Source organism: Staphylococcus sp. HMSC057A08 (assembly GCF_001812925.1).
In the GTDB taxonomy this organism is placed as follows: domain Bacteria; phylum Bacillota; class Bacilli; order Staphylococcales; family Staphylococcaceae; genus Staphylococcus; species Staphylococcus hominis.
Map to the genome: position 1 here is coordinate 54,099 of NZ_KV810847.1, position 25,312 is coordinate 79,410.

23 protein-coding genes and 4 pseudogenes are annotated in these 25,312 nt (G+C 33.1%); 22 read left to right on the forward strand and 5 right to left on the reverse strand.

Annotated features, from left to right (window positions below):
- Window positions 1–6: 6 nt before the first annotated feature.
- Complete coding sequence (locus HMPREF2881_RS02155; RefSeq protein WP_002454626.1) at window positions 7–687, reverse strand: M15 family metallopeptidase; 681 nt, start codon at window positions 685–687, stop codon at window positions 7–9.
- A gap of 204 nt (window positions 688–891) precedes the next feature.
- Between HMPREF2881_RS02155 and HMPREF2881_RS02160 the strand changes: the two genes are divergently transcribed.
- From HMPREF2881_RS02160 to HMPREF2881_RS02205, 10 genes and pseudogenes are all read left to right on the forward strand, one after another.
- Window positions 892–1,767 carry a hypothetical protein gene (locus HMPREF2881_RS02160; protein WP_002454627.1) on the forward strand — a complete coding sequence of 292 codons (876 nt, stop codon included), beginning with the start codon at window positions 892–894 and terminating at the stop codon, window positions 1,765–1,767.
- Between the two features lie 52 nt (window positions 1,768–1,819).
- Window positions 1,820–2,336: pseudogene (locus HMPREF2881_RS02165) on the forward strand (ArsB/NhaD family transporter); the annotation flags it as partial.
- A gap of 304 nt (window positions 2,337–2,640) precedes the next feature.
- Window positions 2,641–4,035 carry a YfcC family protein gene (locus tag HMPREF2881_RS02170; RefSeq protein ID WP_002454629.1) on the forward strand — a complete coding sequence of 465 codons (1,395 nt, stop codon included), beginning with the start codon at window positions 2,641–2,643 and terminating at the stop codon, window positions 4,033–4,035.
- A gap of 301 nt (window positions 4,036–4,336) precedes the next feature.
- Window positions 4,337–5,116: pseudogene (locus HMPREF2881_RS02175) on the forward strand ((S)-acetoin forming diacetyl reductase).
- Window positions 5,117–5,560: 444 nt separating this feature from the next.
- Window positions 5,561–5,785, forward strand: coding sequence for a hypothetical protein (locus HMPREF2881_RS02180; RefSeq protein WP_002488495.1), 225 nt, complete (start codon window positions 5,561–5,563; stop codon window positions 5,783–5,785).
- Window positions 5,786–5,937: 152 nt separating this feature from the next.
- A complete protein-coding gene (locus tag HMPREF2881_RS02185) occupies window positions 5,938–7,281 on the forward strand; it encodes a glucose transporter GlcP (protein ID WP_002488477.1) in 1,344 nt (447 codons plus the stop codon).
- Between the two features lie 100 nt (window positions 7,282–7,381).
- Complete coding sequence (locus HMPREF2881_RS02190; protein ID WP_070653648.1) at window positions 7,382–9,085, forward strand: ABC-ATPase domain-containing protein; 1,704 nt, start codon at window positions 7,382–7,384, stop codon at window positions 9,083–9,085.
- 369 nt (window positions 9,086–9,454) lie between these two features.
- The gene (locus HMPREF2881_RS02195; protein ID WP_002454634.1) at window positions 9,455–9,895 is read left to right on the forward strand and encodes a MarR family winged helix-turn-helix transcriptional regulator; all 441 of its coding nucleotides are present in this window, start codon (window positions 9,455–9,457) and stop codon (window positions 9,893–9,895) included.
- 17 nt (window positions 9,896–9,912) lie between these two features.
- Window positions 9,913–11,256 carry a dihydrolipoyl dehydrogenase family protein gene (locus HMPREF2881_RS02200; RefSeq protein WP_002454635.1) on the forward strand — a complete coding sequence of 448 codons (1,344 nt, stop codon included), beginning with the start codon at window positions 9,913–9,915 and terminating at the stop codon, window positions 11,254–11,256.
- A 134-nt stretch (window positions 11,257–11,390) separates the two neighbouring features.
- Window positions 11,391–12,248: an ABC transporter substrate-binding protein gene (locus tag HMPREF2881_RS02205; protein WP_002454636.1), complete on the forward strand. Its 858-nt coding sequence runs from the start codon at window positions 11,391–11,393 to the stop codon at window positions 12,246–12,248.
- Window positions 12,249–12,323: 75 nt separating this feature from the next.
- Here the strand turns inward: HMPREF2881_RS02205 and HMPREF2881_RS02210 are convergent, their stop codons facing one another.
- Window positions 12,324–13,319 carry a YeiH family protein gene (locus tag HMPREF2881_RS02210; RefSeq protein WP_002454637.1) on the reverse strand — a complete coding sequence of 332 codons (996 nt, stop codon included), beginning with the start codon at window positions 13,317–13,319 and terminating at the stop codon, window positions 12,324–12,326.
- Window positions 13,320–13,432: 113 nt separating this feature from the next.
- Here HMPREF2881_RS02210 and HMPREF2881_RS02215 point away from each other — a divergent pair, with 113 nt between their 5' ends.
- A complete protein-coding gene (locus HMPREF2881_RS02215; protein WP_002454638.1) occupies window positions 13,433–14,254 on the forward strand; it encodes a LysR family transcriptional regulator in 822 nt (273 codons plus the stop codon).
- A gap of 70 nt (window positions 14,255–14,324) precedes the next feature.
- On the opposite strand, the gene HMPREF2881_RS02220 is transcribed toward HMPREF2881_RS02215, so the two are convergent.
- Entirely contained in the window at window positions 14,325–15,011 is a 687-nt protein-coding gene (locus tag HMPREF2881_RS02220) for a type 1 glutamine amidotransferase domain-containing protein (protein ID WP_002454639.1), read from the reverse strand.
- Between the two features lie 83 nt (window positions 15,012–15,094).
- Window positions 15,095–15,520 (reverse strand): GNAT family N-acetyltransferase, encoded by a 426-nt coding sequence (locus tag HMPREF2881_RS02225; RefSeq protein ID WP_002454640.1) that lies wholly within the window; start codon window positions 15,518–15,520, stop codon window positions 15,095–15,097.
- Between the two features lie 234 nt (window positions 15,521–15,754).
- Here HMPREF2881_RS02225 and HMPREF2881_RS02230 point away from each other — a divergent pair, with 234 nt between their 5' ends.
- From HMPREF2881_RS02230 to HMPREF2881_RS02240, 3 genes are all read left to right on the forward strand, one after another.
- Entirely contained in the window at window positions 15,755–16,267 is a 513-nt protein-coding gene (locus HMPREF2881_RS02230) for a DUF308 domain-containing protein (RefSeq protein ID WP_002449269.1), read from the forward strand.
- Between the two features lie 177 nt (window positions 16,268–16,444).
- Complete coding sequence (locus tag HMPREF2881_RS02235) at window positions 16,445–17,641, forward strand: 3M3SH-releasing C-S lyase (protein WP_002488459.1); 1,197 nt, start codon at window positions 16,445–16,447, stop codon at window positions 17,639–17,641.
- A gap of 16 nt (window positions 17,642–17,657) precedes the next feature.
- Window positions 17,658–18,065: a carboxymuconolactone decarboxylase family protein gene (locus tag HMPREF2881_RS02240; RefSeq protein WP_002454643.1), complete on the forward strand. Its 408-nt coding sequence runs from the start codon at window positions 17,658–17,660 to the stop codon at window positions 18,063–18,065.
- A 45-nt stretch (window positions 18,066–18,110) separates the two neighbouring features.
- On the opposite strand, the gene HMPREF2881_RS02245 is transcribed toward HMPREF2881_RS02240, so the two are convergent.
- Window positions 18,111–18,728: a CadD family cadmium resistance transporter gene (locus HMPREF2881_RS02245; RefSeq protein ID WP_002454644.1), complete on the reverse strand. Its 618-nt coding sequence runs from the start codon at window positions 18,726–18,728 to the stop codon at window positions 18,111–18,113.
- Window positions 18,729–18,987: 259 nt separating this feature from the next.
- On the opposite strand from HMPREF2881_RS02245, the gene lpdA reads away from it, so the two are divergent.
- The 8 genes and pseudogenes from lpdA (at window position 18,988) to HMPREF2881_RS02280 (ending at window position 25,220) form a co-directional block, all read left to right on the forward strand.
- Window positions 18,988–20,340: a dihydrolipoyl dehydrogenase gene (gene lpdA / locus HMPREF2881_RS02250; RefSeq protein ID WP_002454645.1), complete on the forward strand. Its 1,353-nt coding sequence runs from the start codon at window positions 18,988–18,990 to the stop codon at window positions 20,338–20,340.
- A gap of 41 nt (window positions 20,341–20,381) precedes the next feature.
- Window positions 20,382–21,335, forward strand: coding sequence for a thiamine pyrophosphate-dependent dehydrogenase E1 component subunit alpha (locus tag HMPREF2881_RS02255; RefSeq protein WP_070653649.1), 954 nt, complete (start codon window positions 20,382–20,384; stop codon window positions 21,333–21,335).
- Window positions 21,336–21,404: 69 nt separating this feature from the next.
- Complete coding sequence (locus HMPREF2881_RS02260) at window positions 21,405–22,445, forward strand: alpha-ketoacid dehydrogenase subunit beta (protein WP_002454647.1); 1,041 nt, start codon at window positions 21,405–21,407, stop codon at window positions 22,443–22,445.
- Window positions 22,446–22,498: 53 nt separating this feature from the next.
- Window positions 22,499–22,624, forward strand: a pseudogene (locus HMPREF2881_RS12150) (biotin/lipoyl-containing protein); the annotation flags it as partial.
- 216 nt (window positions 22,625–22,840) lie between these two features.
- A pseudogene (locus HMPREF2881_RS02265) lies at window positions 22,841–23,743 on the forward strand (dihydrolipoamide acetyltransferase family protein); the annotation flags it as partial.
- A 153-nt stretch (window positions 23,744–23,896) separates the two neighbouring features.
- Entirely contained in the window at window positions 23,897–24,235 is a 339-nt protein-coding gene (locus tag HMPREF2881_RS02270; RefSeq protein WP_002449459.1) for a PadR family transcriptional regulator, read from the forward strand.
- Window positions 24,225–24,998 carry a hypothetical protein gene (locus HMPREF2881_RS02275; RefSeq protein ID WP_002454649.1) on the forward strand — a complete coding sequence of 258 codons (774 nt, stop codon included), beginning with the start codon at window positions 24,225–24,227 and terminating at the stop codon, window positions 24,996–24,998. The genes HMPREF2881_RS02270 and HMPREF2881_RS02275 overlap by 11 nt, the downstream gene beginning before the upstream one ends.
- 6 nt (window positions 24,999–25,004) lie before the next feature.
- Window positions 25,005–25,220, forward strand: coding sequence for a zinc ribbon domain-containing protein (locus tag HMPREF2881_RS02280; protein ID WP_002449335.1), 216 nt, complete (start codon window positions 25,005–25,007; stop codon window positions 25,218–25,220).
- Window positions 25,221–25,312: the final 92 nt, after the last annotated feature.

Here is a 25,312-nt window from a genome sequence, read left to right on the forward strand (position 1 = left end):
AATTTATTATTTTAATCCTACATATTCTTCTAATGTTTTACCAGATTGATATACTTTGGTTGCAGTATCTTTTCCTAAATAACGTAAATGCCATGGTTCGTATTGATAACCAGTAATTTTTTCTTTTCCTTTAGGATATCTCACAATAAAGCCGTATTTATGTGCGTTTTTCGCAATCCATTGACCTTCTTTTGTTTTTCCGAAACTTGCATATAAGTTTTTATCTGAATTAACGCCACCGATGTCAAATGTAAGACCTGTTTGATGTTCTGAGTAGCCAGGACGTGCGCTATACTTATCTGCAGCTTTTTTACCATCACGTGCAACGTAGCGATTGTATAGTTGTACTTGAGTAGGATAACTTCTGTAACCACTCATTTTGTATAATTGAATGCCATCTTTTTGTGCAGCACTAAATAATTGTTGTAAAGCTTGTTGGGCTTTTGGATCTTCACCAGGATTATAATTTGAAGGAAGACCGATATCTTTGTTTACAATTAAGACACCATCGACATACGTACGACCGTTTTTAATGACTTTTGTATGTCTTTGTTGCTTGTCATCACTTTTATTAGGTTGAGATGTTTGTTTAGTATTATTTTCATTTTTACCATTATTATCATTACTATGTGAGCAAGCTGAAAGTAATAAAGCGCTTGTTATTAAGATTGCAGAGAATTTTTTCATGCTTAAACTCCTTTAAATTTTAATTGCTATAAACAATAATGAAACATTGTACACAGTGTAACATAGTTTTTTAATTATATAAGACACAACTTTTATGAAAAAGTGGTATTTTAACAAAATTTATATTTATCTTCCCCTTCAAATAATGTATAAATAATGTATAGTATATTAATAAAATGAGAAGAATGTATGAGGGGCCAATAGATGAAAAAAATTTTATTTTTGGGTAGTATCATGATGATGTTATTAGCTGCTTGTAGTACGCATGAATCTTCAAAAGAAGATCATAAATCAAAATCAAATCAAAATAACGTTCAAAAAGCTAAAAAGAACGAATCAGATAAAAAAGATGAAACGTCATCGACCAATACGTCTAAATTATCCACGAAAGAACGATTAGCATTAGCATTCTGTATTGATGGTGTCGATCAATATACATTGACTAAAAATGAAATTCTAACTGGAATTTATGAATATAGATTACCTACGGGCAAACATAATTATAAATTAGTTGATTTTACATTAGTTAAAATGAAACAACCAGTAAAACATGCACCAAAACATATGCAGTTCTTTACGGTTTATCCAGATAAAAGTACCTATCAAGCGCTAATTGGAGTTAATAAAGATACAGTTTATGTAGGACGTATGCAAAAAGGTACATTGGATTATAACGATTTACTTGATAAAGGAAAAGAAGCTAGTTTAGAAGAAGTATATAAACATAATAAAGATAATAAAGCTTTACCAGAACTTATAAGTAAAATGCATATTTCAAACGCGTTACCTGATAGTGCTAATGATAAAGGGAATCCGTTAGCTTCAAATGATTTAGAAAAATCTGGTAGTGTCAATACACGTTATCGTAACGAAGTGTATCAATTAATTTCTGATTTTGATGAAGTAGAATTAAAAAAATCAGGTTATTTATGGGATGATGTCAAAATGACAGATCATAATGGTAACTGGATTGTGAACTATCGTAATAAAAAAGGTGAAATTCTAGGCACTTATAGAACAAAACATGGAAAGATTCAAAAGTTAGATGAAAAAGGTAACATTGTAAAAGAAGAAAAATAAATCATCGTTTAATAAAACGTTGTGAGAGGATTAAATTAAATCTTGTCATAACGTTTTTCTTATTTTAGCAGTACAATCAAACGCTGTATCAGTTAGAAAAGTGATTAAAGGAGCACCATGAAATATTGTGATTTTTTCAATTGGTATGTATTTAGTGGTCTTTGAATTGAAGAACGTTGGTATTACAAGTATGTTAGGACAGATATTTTCAGCAATATCCAATCATGGACTGTGTACAAGTATCATGGTTGTAGGTTTCATCTCGGCTATATTATCTTATATGATGAATAATTTACCGACCGTGCTCATTGATGCGATTGTTATTCGTCAATCACAAGCAGCGCATATACTTAAAGAAGATATGATTTATGCTAATATGATTGAATCAGGTTTGTGCCCTAAGATTACACCTATTGGTTCTTTAGCAACACTATTATGGCTTTATGTCTTATCACAAAAGGCAATTAAAATATCGTGGGGCATTTATTTTAAAAACAGGTATTGTCATAATGGTTCCAGTTTTATTTATGACTTTATTAGTATTATATATTACATTACAGCTCTTATAAAAAAGCCAAAAATCTTTTGATTTCTGGTTTTTAATCATTTAAGTGATGATAAAATATAATATCACCGCGATAACTTTTTCTGAATAAGGCATTGATAATCAATATCTAGCATGATATTCGTAGGGATATCATGAAGTATGTCATGTTTAATAGTAAATATTGCATAGTCTTCTTTGAAATAACAGTAAGTGATGTCATTTAATAAATTGTTATAAAAATTGTAATCTTATCATTTACTTATAAATAAGGTATGATAATAAATATATTTTATATTCAAAGTTCATATAAAAAAGGATGGGATACTATGGAACAAAAGAAAGAAGGGAAATTTAAATTAAAGACGCCACATACTTATGCAATATTAATGTTTATTATTCTAGTTGCTTGGCTTATGACATATATTATTCCAGCAGGAGAATATGTTAGAGAAAAGAAAAATGGACAAACATTAGTGGTGTCAGGTACATATCACACTATTTCGTCAGAACACATTAATTTTTTAAATATTTTTAGAGCAATTCCAGAAGGACTTATAAGTGGAGGCGAAATTGTATTTTATGTATTTTTAGTAGGTGGTGCATTTGGGATTGTGCATAAAACAGGTGCATTTGAAAATGGCGTCAATAAAGCTATGAGAACATTAGGAAGAGCGAATTTTTTAATGATTCCTTTAACTATGACGGCTTTTTCAATTTTAGGTTTTACGATTGGTTTGGCAGAAGAAACGATTATTTTTGTTCCAATTGGTATTATTATTGCACGAACATTAGGATATGATGCATTGACAGGAGCAGCTATGGTGATTTTAGGGGCCGCGAGTGGGTTTAGTGGAGGAATGTTAAATCCATTTACAGTAGGGGTTGCTCAAACTGTTGCGGAACTTCCGATGTTCTCTGGTTGGGGGCTTCGTACCATCATATATCTCCTTATACTAGCAACTGCTATTACAACTGTCATGGTCTATGCAAATAAAGTCAAACAAGATAAGACGAAGAGTATTGTATATCATTTAGAACAAGAAGAAGGACTTATTCAACAAGATATTGAATATCAACACTTTAGTAAAAAACAAGCAGGTAGTTTAATCATTATTATGGCCACAATAATATTTAATGTTTTTGGTATTTTTAAATTCGGATGGGGCTTTAATGAAATGAGTGCCAATTTTTTACTTGCAGGTATTTTAGCTGGATTTATAGGTGGGCTTGGTTTCAATGGAACATTTGATGCCTTAGTTGAAGGAATGCAAAATATTCTATTTGGCGCGATGATTGTTGGATTTGCAAAAGGAATTATCGTTTTATTAGAGAATGGAAAAATTATTGATACTATTGTTCATGGAATGACGACGTTACTAACAGATGTACCCTCATCTTTAGTCATTATCGCAATGTTCATATTGCAATTTATGCTTAACTTTTTTATCCCATCAGGATCAGGTCAAGCTTTAACGACTATGCCATTGATGGTGCCTATTTCAGATTTACTTCACATTAATCGACAATTGACAGTGCTTGCCTTCCAATATGGTGATGCAATCAGTAATATTCTATTTCCTACATCAGCAATTTTAATGGGAGCCCTAGCTGTAGGTAAAATTTCTTATACGGAATGGGTAAAGTTTGTATGGAAACCTATATTAATATGGATAATGATATGTAGCGTTGCTATGTCTATTGCTTTAGTTATAGGTTATTAAGGAAAATATACACCTAAGGTAGACTAACGTTTGTCTGAAGGTAGTGAGAAGGGCGTCTTAAAAAGATATAAAAGTAAAGGTATTAAATAATGTCTCCCTTTAGGATACTTGTTTTAATCATTAAAGATCGTTTATAGCCTTAGTAAATAAAATATATAAATTGTTCTTCAGTGCTACTATTTATGGCAGAAAGGAGTAAAGTTAAAACTTTGTTCAAAAGTTCACAAACTTTTCATGGTATTTTACATACAAAGTGCTAACATAATAATTGAAAGTTATATTACTTTAAGAGGTGTAGTAAATGGGCACTTCTAAAAAAGTAGCACTTGTTACAGGTGCAGCACAAGGTATTGGTTTCAAAATAGCAGAACGTTTATTTAATGACGGTTTTAACGTTGCTATTGTCGATTTTAATGAAGAAGGCGCAAAAAAAGCTGCTGAAGCACTTTCAAAAGAAGATCAAGAAGCAGTCGCATTTAGAGCTGACGTATCTGACCGTGAAAATGTTTTCGATGTGACACGTAAAGTTGTAGAACATTTTGGAGAGTTAAATGTAGTCGTAAATAATGCTGGTTTAGGATCAACAACGCCTATCCATACAGTAACACCTGAACAATTTAATCAAGTTATCGGAGTAAATGTTGGAGGCGTATTCTGAGGCATTCAAGCGGCTTTAGAACAATTTGAAAAATTAGGTCATGGCGGTAAAATTATAAACGCAACATCTCAAGCAGGTGTTGAAGGTAATGCGGGATTATCGTTATACAGTAGTACTAAATTCGCAGTTCGTGGATTAACTCAAGTTGCTGCGCGTGATTTAGCTGACAAAGATATTACAGTAAATGCATTTGCACCAGGTATCGTTGAAACACCTATGATGGAAGGTATTGCTAAAAAATTAGCCAAAGAAAATAATCAACCAGAAGAATGGGGTTGGAAACAATTCACTGATCAAATCACATTAAAACGTTTATCTAAACCAGAAGATGTAGCTAATGTGGTTGGTTTCTTAGCTAGCAGAGATTCTGATTATATTACTGGTCAAACTATTATTGTTGATGGCGGTATGAGACTCCATTAATTTAAACAAATTATTATTTTTTAAAACTGATATGCACCCCAAAAGTTGGACTTAAAATCTAACTTTTGGGGTGCATTTTTATATTCTTTTAGAAGACATATCTGTATATGATGAAATATTTAACCTTATTGATGTTCATAATATATCAATAATAAATGGATCCATCTAAATTGTATAACTCATTAAAAATGAGTATTTAGTAAAAAATAATTAAAAGACAATGAACGTTTTAATTTTGATTGTTTATGCATATTATACATCATACTCCTTAACTTTGTTTTAATAAAAATATTTAGAGATTCAATCAAAATTAAAAATACTCTTATTTAGATAGGATATTTTATATTTAAAAAAATAATGATATATAGTAAATTTAAATGTAAATATAGTATATAATATGATTAATATCTTACAGAAAGGAAGACATCAATGAGATTAAGCAATATGAATATAGTTTCTGGTATCTTATGTATATTATCATTTCTACTTGCAGTTTCGATTACATTTACAGATATGTTTTGGTATTTACCTGGCTTTTTTGTCATGCTATTGTCAGTGGTTTCAAGTGTTGTAGGTCTAATGAGTGGCAGCCAAGTATTTAATAGTATCACGTTATTTTTAACAATTATTTTCTTTCTTATTTTTTCAAGTCCATTATTACTTGCTTAGAAAAGAAAACGATTTTATATCATATTAATATGAACGGCAATCTTTACAGCTATAATGTGAAGATTGCTTTTTTAAATTAAATTAAAAAAACATTGAAACGCTTTCAATTAATACGTATAATATTTACTAGTTTGAAAAAGGAAGGATATTATATGAAAGTAAATAAATATTTGATTTTTATTTTGGGTGCTTTAGGAGGTTTGCTTTACGGTTATGATAACGGTATTATTTCCGGCGCATTACTTTATATTCCTAAGGATATTCCTTTACATAATGGTGCGATAGAAGGGTTAGTTGTGTCATCAATGCTTTTCGGAGCGATTGTAGGTGCAGGTGGCAGTGGACCTTTATCAGATAGAATTGGTCGTCGTCGCTTAGTACTATTTATCGCATTGGTATTTATTGTTGGATCACTTGTTTTAGCATTTTCAACAAATATTGTCATGCTTGTTATTGGTCGTGCCATTGTTGGACTTGCCGTAGGTGGTTCAATGTCAACGGTACCTGTATATCTTACTGAAATGGCCCCTACAGAACTACGTGGATCTTTAGGTTCACTTAACCAATTAATGATTACAATTGGTATTTTAGCTGCATACTTAGTGAACTATGCCTTTGCAGATATGGGTGCTTGGCGCTGGATGTTAGGTTTAGCCGTGGTTCCTTCATTAATTTTATTAATTGGTGTAGCATTTATGCCTGAAAGTCCACGTTGGCTTCTTGAAAATAGAAGTGAAAAAGCAGCGCGTGACGTAATGAAAATCACATATAATCCAGATGCAATTGATGCTGAAATTAAAGAAATGAAAGAAATAGCTTCTCAATCAGAATCAACATTCTCAGTAATCAAATCACCTTGGTTACGTCCGACGCTTATTATTGGGTGTATCTTTGCGATTTTTCAACAATTTATCGGAATCAACGCAGTTATTTTCTATGCCCCAACGATTTTTACTAAAGCAGGTCTAGGTGGCTCTGCTTCAATTATCGGTACAGTCGGTATTGGTGTGGTAAACGTATTAGTAACGATTTTGGCATTATTTATTGTTGACCGTGTCGATCGTAAAAAACTCCTCGTTATAGGAAACATCGGAATGATTGCTTCATTGGTTATTATGGCGATGCTTATTTGGTCAATCGGTATTCAATCATCAGCCTGGGTCATTATTATTTGTTTATCATTATTTATCGTGTTCTTTGGAATTTCATGGGGTCCAGTTTTATGGGTCATGTTACCTGAATTATTCCCAACACGTGCAAGAGGAGCAGCAACAGGTATTGCGGCATTAGTATTAAACTTTGGTACGTTAATCGTTGCACAATTATTCCCAATTTTAAATCATAATTTAGATACAGAATGGGTATTCTTAATTTTTGCTGCTATTGGCGTACTAGCGATGTTCTTTGTGATTAAGTATCTTCCAGAAACACGGGGTCGCAGTTTAGCTGAAATTGAACATGAGTTACGATTACGTACAGGTGTTAAATCTGAATAACGTATGTATATCGCTACTTCAATGATTTGGAGTAGTGATTTTTTATTTTTTAAAAAAAGGGTAAACATAAAAAAGTAATGCTATGAACGGAGGAATTAAGATGAAACAGTCAAAAGATTTAGAACGATTACTTAAATCTTTAGACGGACAAAAATATGGCGCTTATAAACGAATGAAAGGGATATATCAATTTGATCAATTCCGTCTAGCTATAGATCATGTCCAAGTCGATCCTTTTGCGCCACCTTCAAAAATGCGTGTCATTATTGGGAAACATGAGACTGAAATTCCTAATGAATTATTAGACACTAAAGATAAACGTATAGCGACTTCAGACTTTTTAACTCGAACAGTGGATACCCAGTTAAAACATTTCAATCGTACGGTGAAAGGTTCGGGTAAAAATGGGAAGATCTTTATCGATCATCCAGGACAAGAAATACTCGAACGTACATCTGTAGTGATTAATGATAAAGAGATTGAAATACGTATTGAAGTTGGGCTACCAGCAGCAGGACGTATGATTCTAGGAAAAGCAGCATCACATACGATAATACAAGGCATTCCTCGAATGGTAGAAAAAGCGATACAATACGAAAATTTAAATCAACAAGCATTGAACGAACAAGTCGCATTAAAACTAGACCAGACCTATATTAGACAACAACTTGAAACAGAACATTTAGTCGCATTTGTGGCAAATGGTTCAATCTTGCCAAGAAAAAGTGGTGTGTCGGACGCTCCAATGAAAGGTGCTATTCAATTCACAAGTCCTAAGAAATTTGAACATACATTCAACCTTCCAAGTGGTCGGGCAGTCACAGGGATGGCTATTCCACAAGGGATTACACTTATTGTCGGTGGAGGTTACCATGGTAAATCGACACTATTAGAAGCGCTTGAGCGTAGTGTATATGATCACATTCAACATGACGGTCGAGAATTTGTGGTGACTCAACATGATGCGATGAAAATACGTGCTGAGGATGGTCGAAACGTTGAGAATGTCGATATTAGTCCATTTATTGATAATCTGCCAGGAAAGAAGGATACGACACACTTTTCTACAGAAAACGCAAGTGGTAGTACATCTCAAGCCACAAATGTAATCGAAGCTTTAGAAACAGAAAGTTCATTATTATTAGTCGATGAAGATACATCAGCTACCAATTTTATGATTCGTGATGGTCGTATGCAACAACTAATTGCTCCTGAAAAAGAGCCAATCACTCCATTTTCTAATAAAGTAAAATCATTATATGAAGATTATAGTGTTTCTACTATTCTTATTGTGGGCGGTTCAGGAGATTATTTTGATGTTGCTGACCAAGTATTAATGATGGATGAATATCATTTAAAAGATGTAACAGAGGAAGCAAAAGAAATTGCGAATACTGACGGCTATAAGCGAGAAATTGATGGTAATCAATCATTTGGAGTGCTATCTCACCGCATACCGTTAACGGATTCTTTCTCTAAAAAAGGAAAAGAGGATCGTTTCAAATCAAAAGGGTTACATTCTATTATGTATGGTCATGAGCCTATTAACCTAATAGGATTAGAACAACTTGTGGATGATAGTCAGACAAACGCTATTACGGTAATGTTAGATTACTTTAGACGTCATGGCATCAATAATCAGAATTCCATAATTCAAGCCACAAATGAGATGTATCGTTTAATTGAGCATGAAGGGTTAGAAGCGCTCTCTCATTTTAATGGACATCCAGGACATCTTGCCTTACCTCGTAAACAAGAGTTTATCGGTACCTTAAATCGATATAGAGGATTGAAAGTGAAGTAAAAAGAGTATATATTCTCTTTTTTAGTAGGCGGGTAGTCTTACTTTTGAAAAATTAAAAGTCTGCTTAATAGTGAAGCATCTGAATTAATAACGGAAGAATACGGAAAACCACAAAAAGAAGATTAAAAAAATAAATATTTATCGATTGGACATATGTAAATCATAGACTCACTTTTCTTTTTATTAAAGGAAAGTGAGTCTTTTCTAATTAAAATAGCAAAAGTATTAGGGAGTGAAACAACAAATTTAAAATAAATTCTATCTCTCACCTTCAATATTTTAGAAATATTTGGATATTTATCATTTGATTAATCGCGCGAGATTGTTTATACTAAAATCAATCGCGAACGATAGAAAAGAGGTGCTGTGTTGAAAAAGGATGAAATGACATTAGCGAATCAATTATGTTTTTCGGCATATAATGTGAGCCGCTTATTTGCACAATTTTATGAACAACAATTAAGGCCATTTGGATTAACGTATTCTCAATATTTAGTTTTACTGGCTTTATGGGAAGAAGATAATCGAACATTACATGAGATTGGTAGACAACTTGATTTATCAAGTAATACGTTGACACCACTTTTAAAAAGATTAGAACAATCAGGATGGGTCATAAGAGAACGTTCTGAAACTGATAAACGTCAACTGATGGTGACACTTACTGAAAAAGCACATCAACAACAAGAAGCAGTTTTTGAAGCGGTAGCCGAATGTTTACCTTCAAATTTTGATAAAACGAAATATAACCAAGCAAAAGACGTATTAGAACAACTAGAACATGGTTTGAAACAACTCAATAAAAAATAAAGAAGAGGATGAGTTAAATGAAAACATACGATGTTACATTTATTGGTAGTGGACATGCAGCTTGGCACGCAGCTTTAACATTAAAACATGCAGGTAAAGAAGTAGCAATTATCGAAAAAGAGCGTATTGCGGGAACATGCACAAACTGGGGCTGTAATGCTAAAATCTTACTTGAAAATCCATTTGAAGTGTTAGAAGAAGCAACACACTATCCTGGTATTGTTGAATCACAAAATCTTAAAGTAAATTGGTCAAACTTAATGGATTATAAACATAAAGTGATTGATCCAATGGCTGGTCAGTTAAAATCATTATTTGAACAACAAGGTATTGATGTATATGATGGTACAGGTGTAATTAAAAATGAACATACAGTTGAAGTAAATGGTGAATCGATTGAAACTGAAAATATCGTCGTTGCGACAGGTCAACATAGCAATAAATTACCTATCGAAGGTAAAGAATATACACATGATAGCCGTGACTTCTTATCGATGGAAGACACACCAAAAAGTATCACATTCATTGGTGGCGGAATTATCAGTATCGAATTTGCATCTATCATGATTAAAACTGGCGCTGACGTTCATGTGGTTCATCATACAGATGAGATTTTACCAGGATTTAACCGTAATCATGTAGATAAATTAGTTAAAAAATTAGAAGATGAAGGCGTTAAATTCTATCTAAATGAAAATACAGCTGCAGTTAAAAAAGAAGGAGACGCGTTTACACTAACAACTGAATCTGGATTATCAATCAATACAGAATATGTACTTGATGCAACAGGAAGAGTTCCAAATGTTGAAGGTATTGGGTTAGAAAATGTCGGTATCAATTATAGTAAAAAAGGTATTGAAGTAGATGAGTACTTAAGAACAAATGTTAAAAATATTTACGCAAGCGGTGACGTTTTAGATAAAACGATTCCTAAATTAACGCCAACTGCGACGTTTGAATCAAACTACATTGCTGCACATATTTTAGGTATGGTACAAGATGAAATTAAATATCCAGCTATTCCTTCGGTACTTTATTCGCTTCCACGTTTATCACAAATTGGTGTAACTGTAGAAGACGCAAAAGAAAATGATCAATATACAGTAAAACATGTGCCATTCGGTAAACAAATGGTATTCGAATATAAGAATGAAACAGAAGCTGAAATGTATATTGTACTAGATGAACATAAACACTTAGTAGGTGCTGAAATCTATGCAGATGCTGCCAATGATTTAGTAAACTTACTTGTATTTATCATTAATCAACGTATGACAGCGGAAGATTTAAATCAACTTATCTTTGCATTCCCAGGTGCTTCAAGTGGTGTGATTGATTTATTAAAAATGAACATGTTATAAGAATTTAAAAACGGTTAGTCCATGTGGCTAATCGTTTTTTTTATAAAAGAATGAAATGTTTAAATTTCTCTAAAACGTAAATAACTATATTGTACGAAAAATGAAACGTCATCTCATTTGGAGGGATTTATATTATGGGTAAAGAATTTGAATCGAATGGTGTTAACGTAGAAATACCAGATGAATTAGAATCAGTCGTTGCGTTAGAATATTCTTTTGTAGAAGCATTAGCTAAATTAGAATTGAATGTCACAGGTATTGCTGATGACAAAGATAAAAATAACTTAGAAAATTCTATTAAACACTTAGTAGGTAACTATACGTCTGTTGGTTCACGTTTAGAGCCTGATGCAGAATTGATTAAAAAAGCAGAACCACAATTAATTCTAGCAGATAAGACAAGACATGAATCAATATTTGAAAAATTAAATGCGGCAGCACCAACAGTATTATTAGAAAGTTTTGATGCTAACTACGACCAAAGTATTGAAACATTTAAACAAATTGCAGAACTCGTATCTAAAGAAGATAAAGGCCGTGAACTTGTTGTTCAACACAATGAAAAAGTTGAAGACTTAAGCAAAGATATTAAACTTGATAAAGACTTATCAACTATTGCTGCTGTACCAACACATGATGGCTTATATGTTCATGCATCACATTCATATGTTGGACAATTCTTGCAAAAAGTTGGTTTTAATGGTTCTGTCCCTAAAGATATGGAAAACCATCTACCTGAATATATGGGCGCAGATTACTTAAAAGTAGATACAGACCGATTTGCAAGCTTCAATCCAGAACGTATATTGATTATGGTAGATGAAGATAACAAAACAGATTATGAAAAATTAAAAGAAACTGAAGATTGGTTAAATATTGAAGCGGTTCGTAATCAACGTGTACACGATGTAAACCGTGAACGTTGGGCGAAATACAGAGGCTTAATCGCATCAGAATTAATCTTAGAAGACTTAACAAATATTGAAGAATAATAATTGAAAAAGCGTGCATTTCAAAATAGTGAAATGCACGCTTTTATTTTAAATATAAACATATAACATGTTGACTTATTTAAATATTATAGAAGTAACTAAGAGAGTCACACCAGACAGACAAATTGAAGTTATACATATCACTATGAAAGGTTTAAGTGCCTTTGAAATAACTTCTTTTAAAACGATATTCAATCCTAGAGCAACCATCGCCATTAACATACATACCGTTGTAATAACATTTATAATATTCATAAGTAATGAAGGAATAGGAACACATGTATTGATAAAAGCCATTATGATAAATCCAATGAGAAAGTAAGGAATATCGATTTTTTGTTGTACTTGGCTTGAGTGTGACTTATAACGCATATACAAAATTAAGCCAATGCTTAATGGAATAAGTAAAAACACACGGCCTAATTTTCCAAGTAAAGCAAATGTCATTGCCTCTGGCCCGCCAATATCTGCTGCTAAGACGACATGAGCGATTTCATGCAAACTCACACCTGCCCAAGCGCCATAAGTTATAGTAGGTATGTTAAAAATAGCCTCGATAGCTGTATAAATAAGTGCAAATATAGTTCCAACTAGTGCAATAATACCTACACTTATTGCAATGTCTTTTTCTTTAGATTTTAAGATTGGTGCTGTAGCTGCAATAGCTGCAGCTCCACATACTCCTGTACCAATACCAAGTAGTATAGAGATATCTTGATTTCCTTTAATAATTTGATTCAAAATTAAAGTTAAACTTATTGAAAAGATAATTACGATAATATCAATAAGTAGTAATTTCCAGCCTTTACCTAGAATATCTCCCATATTTAATTTTAACCCATATAAGATAATCGCAAATTTTAATAAACGTTTCGATGCGAACGTAATACCTGGACGAATGTGTTCTGGATATCCCATCACTTGGCGATATAGCATCGCAAAAATAATAGCAATAGCTAATGCCCCAATCGTATGTAAAATAGGAAATTTAGCTAATATATAACTGATCATTGCGATCATAAATGTAAACATAATACCTTTCATAAATGAAGGCTGCGTGATTGATTTCATAGTACTTTCACCTCGATATGAAATCTTAGCACGTTATTGTTATAACGTTAAATAAATAATAAGTATAGTATATATATCAAAAATGTTATATTAGACTTAAAGGAGAATGATGCATGGATCCGTATAAGGTATTAATTGAAGTAATCAAAACAGAAAGTTTTACTAGAGCAGCAGAAAATTTATATACTTCGCAGCCTTCTGTGAGTCGTGATATTAAACGTTTAGAATTAAAATATAATGTTAAAATATTTGAATTTAAATCTCCATATTTAAAACTAACTAGAGATGGCGAAAAGCTATTACAATACGCATTGCAGCGGGAAAGTATTGAACAAGAATTATGGCAAAACTTAACATCGGAATCTGAAATCATCTCAGGCACCTTAACAATTGGAAGCAGTTATACATATGGTGAATATTTATTATCAGAACAGCTTACCAGTCTTATGCAACAATACCCTAAGTTACATATTCATTTACGTGTTAATAATTCAGATTCTGTTATAAATGATATTAAACACAACAGAGTAGATATAGGTATTGTAGAAAAGGAAATTCAAGACAATGTAATAAAATGTAAGAAAATAATAGAAGACGAAATGGTGTATATTTACAAAAAATCGGTTCAACCTAGAATGGATATATGTTTCGTTAGAGAAAAAGGGTCTGGAACAAGGTTTTATCAGGAAGTAGGTCTTTCTGAGTTAAAATTAAATCCATATTTGATAGAAATTAATAATATTAAGATTATCAAACAAATGGTAGAGGCTGGAAATGGGTTTGCGATTATTTCAAAATCAGCAATTCATCCCGAGGATTATGAAAAATTAATGATAACAACTTTAAATGTGAAACGTCACTATTACCTTGCTCAACATGTTGATAAATATATTGATAAAAATATTAGAGCTGTCATTGAAATGATTATGAAGTAGAGTATGTAAAAAAGCTGGATCTTTCTAAAGATTGAAAGGTCCAACTTTTTTATTAACACTGCGGGGTGTCTTATTTATTGTTTTTTAATTCTAAGAATTTTTCAGCTACAGCTTTACCAGATTGTGGATTTTGACCTGTGATAATGTGACCATCAATAACAGCGAATTGACTCCAGTTGTCACCTTTTTCGTAATGTGCACCACGATTTTTAAGTTCATCTTCTGTTAAATAAGGAACTTTATCTGCTAAGCCAACTGCTTCTTCTTCAGTATTAGAGAAACCAGTTACAGTTTTACCATTAATAATAGAATTACCTTCACTATCTGTGACATTTAATAGGCCGATAGCACCATGGCATACAGAAGAAACTGCACCGTTATTTTCATAAATTTTACGTGTTAATTCCTGTAAATCTTTATTATCTTTGAAGTCCCAAATTGTTCCGTGACCACCTGCGTAATAGATAATATCATAATCTTCAGCACGTACGGCATCTGGTGTAAGTGTACTACCAAGACGTGTCATGAAGTCTTTATCTTGATAATATTTCCAATCTAATTCAGACATCATATCTTCTTGTAGACTTGCAGGATCGATAGCTGTATAGCCACCTTCTGGACTAATATAATCGATATCATAACCATTTTTGTATAATACATCTGCAAAGTGAACGACTTCACCCAACCATAATCCAGTTGGACGATTCATATCAGGATATTTTGAAACGCTTGTAACTACAACTAATGCTTTACTCATTGTATACCTCCTAAATTGTTTACGTAATTCATAATTACCCATTTTTAAAGAGGAATAACACATACCAGGTATATTTTTTATATTTATGTTTTTTCAGTATACTCCATCTTTAATGATTCACTTTGATAGAGTACCATTCCAGTTTTTAATTTCCTAAAACCTGCCTTTTCATAGAACTTCACATTATTTGTAGTAGAGATTAAATGAACACAGGATAGAGAACCAATTTGTGTAAGAATATGGTTAAGTATTTGAATGCCAATATATTGAGATTGAAATTCTTTTTTTACTACTAAATCATAAATTGCAGCATTGAATACACCATCAGAGAGTGCTCTTGCAAAACCAATTATTTTATCATTGTAAGAAGCAAGTGTCACAAAAGTACTATTGTTAAAAATTTCGTTAATATTATTCTTATTATGATTAGCCCATCCAACCGAATTATAAATTTGGTAGATATCGTTTAGATATTTTTCATTATATTCACTATATAATTCTATATTCATAAGATCATCTCACAATTATTTATTTTGATTCAATTATATACAAATTTTGCAAAAGTTGTTTGGAAAATCTTAATGGTGGTACATACTAATATACAATTTACCAATTCTATGAATTCGTAAAAGTATCCTCACTAGTCAATAGATTAGTGAGGTTTTTTGTGTTCTAATGATAGATAAATTATACTTGTAGTGATCTTTAAATATAATTTTAAATATAAAAAAGGAGAGATAATAATGGCCCAAGATAGTGGAAAATTAAATTGGTCAAGTTTAATCATTGGTACGCTATTACTGATTATTGCCGTGGTTATATTTAGTAATCCAGTTCAAAACTTCTATACACTGACTTGGCTGATTGGCTTACTCATTATGATAGGCGGTGTCATTCAACTTTTATTCCGTCGTACGGCAAAAAAACTCGTAGGTGTAAATACAAAATTAATTTTAATTAATGGTATTATCGATTTAATCTTTGGCATTCTAGTTGTATTTAATGTTGGAGCAAGTTCAGTATTCTTTGTATTTATGTTTGCGTTTTGGTTTATTTTCAGTTCGGTTATCGGTCTGTTTACACTATCACAACAACATCAATTACGTGGTTTATCAATTATCGTAAATATCCTAGGGATTATTTTAGGGATTATCTTATTATTTAATCCAATGATGGGTATGATTTTTGTTTCAACCTTAATCGCATTTACATTCGCAGTCCTAGGTGTGACATACGTCATTGATGGTCTAGCATAATATACGTATTCAAACATATTAAATTTTAAACTCTTCACTACTGTATTAGTGAGGAGTTTTTCGCTTAAAAAGCGTGTCTACTGCGTTGAATGAAAAGTAAAGTTAATATACAGAATATAGCGTAAGTATTAAAATGATAATTGATAAAACACATGAACATGTTTAGGAGGAAATCTTGTGAATTACAATTTTGATGAAATCATTGATCGTCGTTATACAAATGCAATGAATGTGGAAGGCTATAAAGGCTATCTTTTTAGTGATGCAGATACGTCAGATTTAAAAGATAATGATGAACTGATTCGTATGTGGGTAGCAGATATGGACTTTGGTACACCAGAAGTCGTATTAAATGCGATTCGTGAACGTTTAAATAAGAAAATTTTAGGTTACACAAACGTCTTCGGTTCTGAATATTATGAAGCTTTTGTATCTTGGACAAAGAAACGTTATGGTTTCACTTTCCCTCAAGAGCACCTCGTATTCTCTCACGGTATTGTAGCTGGATTAATTGAACTTGTAGGTTATATTTGTGATAAGGATGATAAAGCATTAATTGTTACGCCGAGTTATGGACCATTTAAAATGGCATGTGATAAAAATCATATTTCAACAGTATATTCTCCACTAATCAATCATCATGGATATTATGAGATTGATTTTGATGATGTACGTAAAAAAGTAGAAACAGAAAATATTAAATTATGCATTTTTGCGAATCCACATAATCCAACGGGACGTGTCTGGTCAGAAGAAGAGTTAGCCACATTAGGTCAAATTATGAAAGAGAATGATGTATGGCTCATTTCAGATGAAATCCATTGTGATATCAAACGTTCAGGTCAATCACATATCCCATTTGCCAAAGCTGTCCCGGATTACGACAAAATCATTACAACTATGTCTCAAAGTAAAGCCTTCAACATTGCAGGTTTAATGTTTTCAAATATCATTATTCAAAATGAATCACTTCTAAAAACTTGGAACACACATCACTTTGGTACGGAAAATCCTTTAAGTGTGGTTGCCACTCAAGCTGCTTATGAAAAAGGCGAAGGTTGGTTACAAGCAATGAATCATTATTTAGATGATAACTTTAACTATTTAGCAGATTTCCTAGAAAAAGAACTACCACATGCAGAGTTTAAAATTCCAGAGGCAACGTATTTAGCTTGGGTAGATTTAAGCTATTATATTAAAGAAAAAGATATTGATGAATCAATGGCGAAATTCTTTATTAAAAACGCTGGTGTTATCATTGAAGGCGCAGAGCAATTTGTTCATAACGCAGAGGGGCATATTAGAATTAATATTGCAGTTCCTAGAGAAGTAATGAAAAAGGGACTACAAAAAATAAAAGCGGCTTTAGTCTAAATAGAGGAGAAATATCATGGCTATTATTGAACCCTCACACATAAGTCATACACCATTTCAACAATTATTAGGTCATCATGAGGACATTATGAAGACCTGGACCGCATTGAGTGACACACTAGAAAATACTAGTGCGTTAAACGCAGAACTCAAAGAAGAGATACGCCGTATGCTAGCTCAGAAAAATGGTTGCCAATATTGTAAAGCAAAAGGCAAGCCTACCGGGAGTCTAACAGATGAAAAATCAGCAATATGTATAGGATTTACAGAAGTCTATATCAAATTGGGAGATCAAATACCTACAACGTACACAGAGGTCTTAAAGTCTCATTTATCAGATAAAGAAATTATCGAACTTATTACATTCATCACATTTACAAATGCCCAACAACAATTTGGTGCGATGATGAAATTAGAACCTTAAATAAAAGGACTCTAGCTTAGGTTAGAGTCCTTTAATAATTTTCATTTAAAATAACATTCCCCAAATCGTCTGCAAAGTATGGTTTTCGATAATAATAAATAAACCAAGTCCAATATAGACCACTGCCATGATCCAACGACTGAACTTCTCTACAGTTTCTCCGATTTCAGGAATAGATGCAAGCTTCTGTGCAGTAAACACTAAGACATAGATTAAAACTAAAAAGACGATTAGTGTCACAATGAGTTCAGAGACGCTTAATGTGACAAAGTAAGGGACAAATAATCCAATGTTATCTGCTCCGCAACTCGCGATCGTCACTAACGCCACCGTGCCAATTAGTTTAGTTAATCCGTGTTTGTCTAGTTCTTGTTTCGCTCTTTTTTCTCCTTCACAATCATCAAAAATAGCTACTTTTAATCCTAAATAGATAGGAATAAGACCAAGTAATCCTAAGATCCATTTTTCAGGTACATAATTTAAGACAAAGGCAAAGAATAAACTTACGACAATCAATGTCACAGATCCTACATATTGACCGATATAAATATTTCTATATTCTTTTTTTGTCTGTGCTCGCGCGAAAAAAATAAGCAAAATAACAAGTAAGTCGACTGCAGTTGCGATATACAATATCGCAGCAGTAATGATAGTTTGAATCATAGTTTAACTGTCCTTTTAAAAGTGATATTGAATAAAGTATAACGTATTTCAAATAAGAATTATATAGATTTTATTTTAAAATTTTCACCAAATTTTTAATGTCTACTTGCATGGAAAAAATAAAAAACAATAAATACTAAATAATTTGAAAATTTAAAATATAAGATGTAAAATAAATATAAAGAGATAAGAAAGCGCTTACAAATATCTCTTTATAATAAAATGATAAAATTTCTCTTGTGGAAGGAGGCGTTCATTCATGAGTGAATCATATGATTTGATTGTGATTGGTGCAGGACCTGGAGGGTATGTATCAGCCATTCGTGCCGCACAATTGGGTAAAAAGGTGGCAGTCATCGAAAAATTCAATGCTGGAGGCACTTGTTTAAATGTGGGTTGCATTCCATCTAAAACATTATTAGAACACGGGGAAAAAGCACATAGCATTCAAGTTGCTAATGACTGGGGAATGACGACGAAAGAATTAAATATCGATTTTCCTAAATTTGTACAACGTAAAAAGAAAGTCGTACAAACACTTACGGGTGGCGTTAAACAGTTACTAAAGAAAAACAAAGTAGCTTATATTGAGGGAGAAGCAAGCATTTCAAAAGACCTAAACGTAAAAGTAAATAATGAAACGTATCAAGGTAAAGATATTATTTTAGCGACAGGTAGTAAACCATTTGTACCACCTATTGATGGATTAGATAACGTCGATTATGAAACAACAGATACATTTTTCGATTTAAAACAACTACCTAAACAATTAGCAGTGATTGGCGGTGGTGTCATCGCAACAGAACTCGCTTCATCAATGGCTGATCTTGGCGTGAACGTAACCATTGTTGAAGTGGCAGATGATATTTTACTTACTGAAATTGATGATACACGTGAGTTATTAAAATCTCATTTAGAAAATCAAGACATTAACATTATTACAAAGGCGAAAATTAAAACAGTAGATCAAACTAAAATTGTACTTGATGGTCAAGATGACGTCAGCTTCGACACGTTACTTGTCGCGACAGGTAGACAACCGAATACACAAGTGGCTAAAGATTTAAATTTAGAGATGGATGGAAAGTTCTTTAAAGTCGATGACCATTATCAAACAAGTCAAAAACATGTCTATGCGATTGGTGATTTAGTCAAAGGTTATCAACTTGCACATGCTGCAAGTGCACATGGTATTCATGTAGCAGAAATACTTGCTGGAGAACACCCACCACTTGTTCGTCAAGAGAACATTACACGTTGTATTTATACACGACTTGAAGCGGCATCCATTGGCTTATCAGAAGAGCAAGCCAAAGAAGCGGGATATGATGTGAAAGTCATACAATCAGCGTTTCAAGGTAATGCGAAGGCGCTCATTAAAGGGGAAAATGAAGGAATTATAAAATTAGTTATTGATCAAACATATGGAGAAATACTTGGCGCCTTTATGGTAGGTCCTCATGCGACAGACTTAATTGGCGAAGTCCTAGGAGTAAAAGCGTCAGAAGGTACCATCTATGAATTATCCGAAATAATTCAACCACATCCAGCATTATTAGAAGCGATTGGCGAAGGTGCGGATGCATACTTTGGTTCTGCAATTCACATGTAGTTATTACACTTACGCCCTATGAAAGATAGGAGGAATTGACAATGAAAAAGGAAAAAGAACAAGCACGTTGGATTTATAAAACAATGAATGAAATTCGATTTTTTGAAGAGAAGGTACACAAAATTTTTAGTGATGGTCAAATCCCAGGATTTGTACATTTATATGTCGGTGAAGAAGCCGTTGCCACAGGTGTCATGTCACAACTGACTGACGATGATTATATTACAAGTACACATCGTGGTCATGGACATGCTATCGCAAAAGGTTGCGATTTAAACGGTATGATGGCAGAAATCATGGGTAAACGTGATGGTTTAGGTCATGGTAAAGGTGGCTCAATGCATGTTGCCGAAATTGACAAAGGGATGCTCGGTGCCAATGGTATCGTAGGTGGCGGTTTTGGTCTTGCGATTGGTGCAAGTATTTCAATTATTAACCAAGGTAAAGACAATGTCGCCGTATGCTTCTTTGGTGATGGTGCTGCAAATGAAGGGACATTCCATGAAGGTTTAAACTTCGCTTCAATTTTAAACTTGCCAGTTATCTTTGTCTGTGAGAATAACCAATTCGCTGAAGGTACGACACACGACTATGCAAGTGCATCTGAAACGATTGCAGAACGTGCTTCTGCATATAATATGCCAGGCGTACGTGTAGATGGCATGGATGTCTTAGAGGTTTATAAAGCAACACAAGAAGCAGTAGACCGCGCTAAAAAAGGGGAAGGGCCTACATTAATCGAATGTGATACGTATCGTAAATATGGTCACTTTGAAGGTGACGAACAAAAAGTTAAGTCACCAGATGATCGTAATGCGGATAAAAATGCCACTGTAGAATTCAGAAAACAAGCGATTGAAGAAGGTTGGTTAACTGAAGAAGAAGCAGATGATATTGAAAACACAGCTGAACAAGCCGTAGAAGATGCTGTGAAATTTGCGGACGAAAGTGAATTACCAGATGAAGATTCACTATACAAAGATGTTTTTGCATAACAAACCTTTAAAGCACTAAAACGAAGAAATAGATAAGAACGAACCTAACCAGACGAGGAGGTTTTTACGATGAGTGAAGAACGTAAATTAACATTTATGGGCGCGATTAATGAAGCGATTGATCAATCTATGGAGAAAGATGAAAATGTCATCTTAATTGGTACAGACGTTTCAGGTGGCGCAAAAGTAGAACATATTCAAGACGACGATACATTTGGTGGCGTATTCGGTGTTACAAAAGGACTGGCTAAAAAATATAGTCGTAAACGAGTGATTGATACACCTATTTCTGAACATATTACATTAAGTGCAGCTGTAGGATCAGCAGCTACCGGATTACGTCCAATCGCAGAACTCATGTTTAACGATTTTATTGGCTTTGGTTTAGACCCAATTTTAAACCAAGGTGCAAAAATGAGATATATGTTTGGTGGTAAAGCTAAAATTCCATTAGTGGTACGTACCGTTCATGGCGCTGGCGCAAGTGCGGCAGCACAACACTCTCAATCTCTATATAATATGTTCGCAACAATTCCAGGTGTTAAAGTAGTTGTACCATCAAATCCATATGATGCAAAAGGATTATTAATGTCAGCGATTCAAGACGATAACTTAGTTGTCTTTTCAGAAGATAAAACATTACTTGGTCAAAAAAGTAATGTCCCTGAAGAACCTTATACGATTGAGATTGGTAAAGCTAATGTTACACGAGAAGGTGATGATTTAACGATTGTCGCAATTGGTAAAATGGTTGCAGTGGCTGAAGAAACAGCTGACCGACTTGAAGAAGATAACGTTTCAGTAGAAGTCATCGATTTACGTTCAGTGTCTCCATGGGATCAAGATACAGTGTTAGAATCAGTGAAAAAAACAGGACGCTTAATTGTTATTGATGAATCAAGTCCACAATGTAACATTGCTGGTGACGTCGCTTCTGTCATCGGTGATATTGGATTCGATTATTTAGACGGTCCAATCAAAAAAGTAACAGCACCAGATACACCAGTACCATTTGCATCAAACTTAGAAGCGGCATATATTCCAAATGCAGATAAAGTATTAGACGTAGCATCTGAATTAGTTGATGACTTAAAAAAGGCTAACGCGTAGGGAGGTGTATCACAATGAGTGAAAATATTATTATGCCAAAGCTTGGTATGACAATGAAAGAAGGTACTGTAGAAGAGTGGTTTAAATCAGAAGGCGATACAGTAGAAGAAGGCGAAAGCATTGTCACAATTAGCTCTGAAAAATTAACAAACGATGTCGAAGCACCTACAAGTGGAACATTACTAAAAATCAAAGTACAAGCAGGCGAAGATGCAAAAGTAAAAGCAGTGCTTGGTATCATCGGAGAAGAAGGCGAAGACTTAGGAAGCGATGACGATGATTCTGAAGAAACTAACCAAGAGAATAAAGATAACGACACAACTTCTGAAAATCAACAAGCTTCTTCAAATGAAGAACAATCTGATAAAAAAGATACAGAAAAAGAAGCGAAGCCTGAACAACGAGAACGTATCTTTATCTCTCCATTAGCACGTAATATGGCTAAAGATAAGGACCTTGATATCACAAGAATTAAAGGTACAGGTGGAAATGATCGTATTACAAAATTAGATATTCAACGTGTAGACTCAGAAGGCTATGATTATGAAGGTGAAGCGGATACGTCTAACGAAAATGCATCTTCAACGCCACAAAACTTCGATGTGTCTAGCATTGGTGAAGGTCTGAATCCAATGCGTCAACGTATTGCTCAAAATATGCGACAAAGTCTTAATAATACTGCTCAATTAACATTACATCGCAAAGTCAATGCAGATCGTTTATTAGACTTTAAAGCTCGATTATCTGAAGAATTAAAAGATGCAGATCAAGATGTAAAATTGACAGTCACAGCTTTATTAGCTAAAGCAGTAGTCCTAGCACTTAAAGAATATGGCGCAATGAATGCTCGTTATGAAAACGGTGAATTAACAGAATACGATGATGTACATTTAGGTATTGCGACATCACTTGAAGATGGTCTTATGGTGCCAGTCATTGACAATGCAGATACTAAAAGTATTGGCACTTTAGCAAAAGAAATTAAAACATCAGCTGAAGCAGTACGGGAAGGAAATACAGGTGACGTTCAACTTAGTGGCGCGACATTTACAATTACGAATATGGGTGCAAGTGGTATCGAATACTTCACACCAATTTTAAATTTAGGTGAAACAGGTATCTTAGGTGTCGGTGCTCTAGCTAAAGAACTTGTGCTTGAAGGAGATCAGGTAAAACAAGTCTCTCGTATCCCATTAAGTTTAACTTTCGATCATCAAATCTTAGATGGCGCAGGCGCAGCTGATTTCTTAAAAGTACTTGCTAAATATATTGAAAATCCATATTTATTGATGTTATAGATAATAAATAACTTTTTATCATGAAGACCCCCAGGAGTCTAAAGTACTTCTGGGGCTTTATTTATACTCAACTATCTTACATTATAAGTTAGTTGACGGAGCTATTATTTTATACTATCTTATATTATAAGATAGTTAGTAAAAGGTGATCACATGACAATATCTAATCAAATAATGAAAGGACTTTTAGATGGAGCAATTTTAGGTCTTATTGCAAAAGGAGAAACGTATGGATATGAAATTCTTGAGAAATTAAAGGAACATCAATTTCCTGAAATTAGTGATGGCAGTATTTATCCAGTGCTCTTAAGACTAGATAAAAAAGGTTATGTACATACAACCATGCGTAAATCGGATAATGGTGGACCTAATCGTAAGTACTATACCATTTCAGAAAGTGGACTCAAAGAATTACAGCAATTTAAAGAAAAGTGGCAAGCGCTCAATAAAGGTATGAACCATATATTCAGGAGTGATAATGATGATAAGTAAAGAAAAAGAAGACTACTTATTTAAGTTAAAGGCTGAACTCTTATTTAGAGGTAAAGATGAACATGAGGTTAATGATATTATAGAAGAGTTAAGAGATCATTTCGAACTTGCCGAAAAGAATCATGATGATGTTAGTGATATTCTAAATACTCCAGTAAAAGATTATGCTGATCAGTTCTCAGAATATATAATTTTAACTAGGGGATTATTTAAATACTTAGCTTTATTTTCAGCATTTATGCTAGCTATTTTTATTATCCCAAACTTTTTTACAGAACAACTTAATGTAACAATTGGTTTTATTATTAATATTTTATTTATCTTTTGTATAACTACGATTTTACCTTTTTTCTTAATTAGAAAGGGTCTCGTAAAGTATGGAGAGCAACGACGAATATATATTTATGCTTTTATATGGGGAGCAGTTATTTTTGGTTTCATCCTATTAAGTACGTACCTTACAAAACACTATCCCATTTATTATATCATTACACTAACTGAATCAAAAAGTGTGATCATAGGACTGATTCTGTTGTTAATTGTAATGATTTTATGTTTTGTTTTGAAACAGCGTTTGTTCGCTTTAGTGATATTTATTGTTTGTTTGCCAGATATAATTGGATGGGTAGTTAAAATGTACAGTCGCTCAGAATCTCAATCTATTATTGTTTCACTGATCGTAGCCACTGCGTTATTGTTAATATTGAATATTGCGTTTTTCATCTCTACATTTAAAAAACGTAAAAATAAAGTGAAGGAGTGATTCATTATGTCAGAAAATCAAAATCAAGGTTGTATAAAATGTGGTCATACAGAAATAGAAGAAGGAACGTTATCAGCAACAGGATCAGGATTGTCTAAATTTTTAGATGTACAACATAATAATTTTAAGACGATAACTTGTAAAAATTGTGGATATACCGAATTTTATAAACAAGATAGAAACCGAAGTAGAGACTTTATTGATTTGTTCTTTGGAGGATAAGTCAAAAAAATAGAACAGCAGTAACCCTTGTGGTTGCTGCTTTTTCAATCTTTAAGTAAGACTTCGGGTTGTGTGAAGTTAGACTTTCGGAT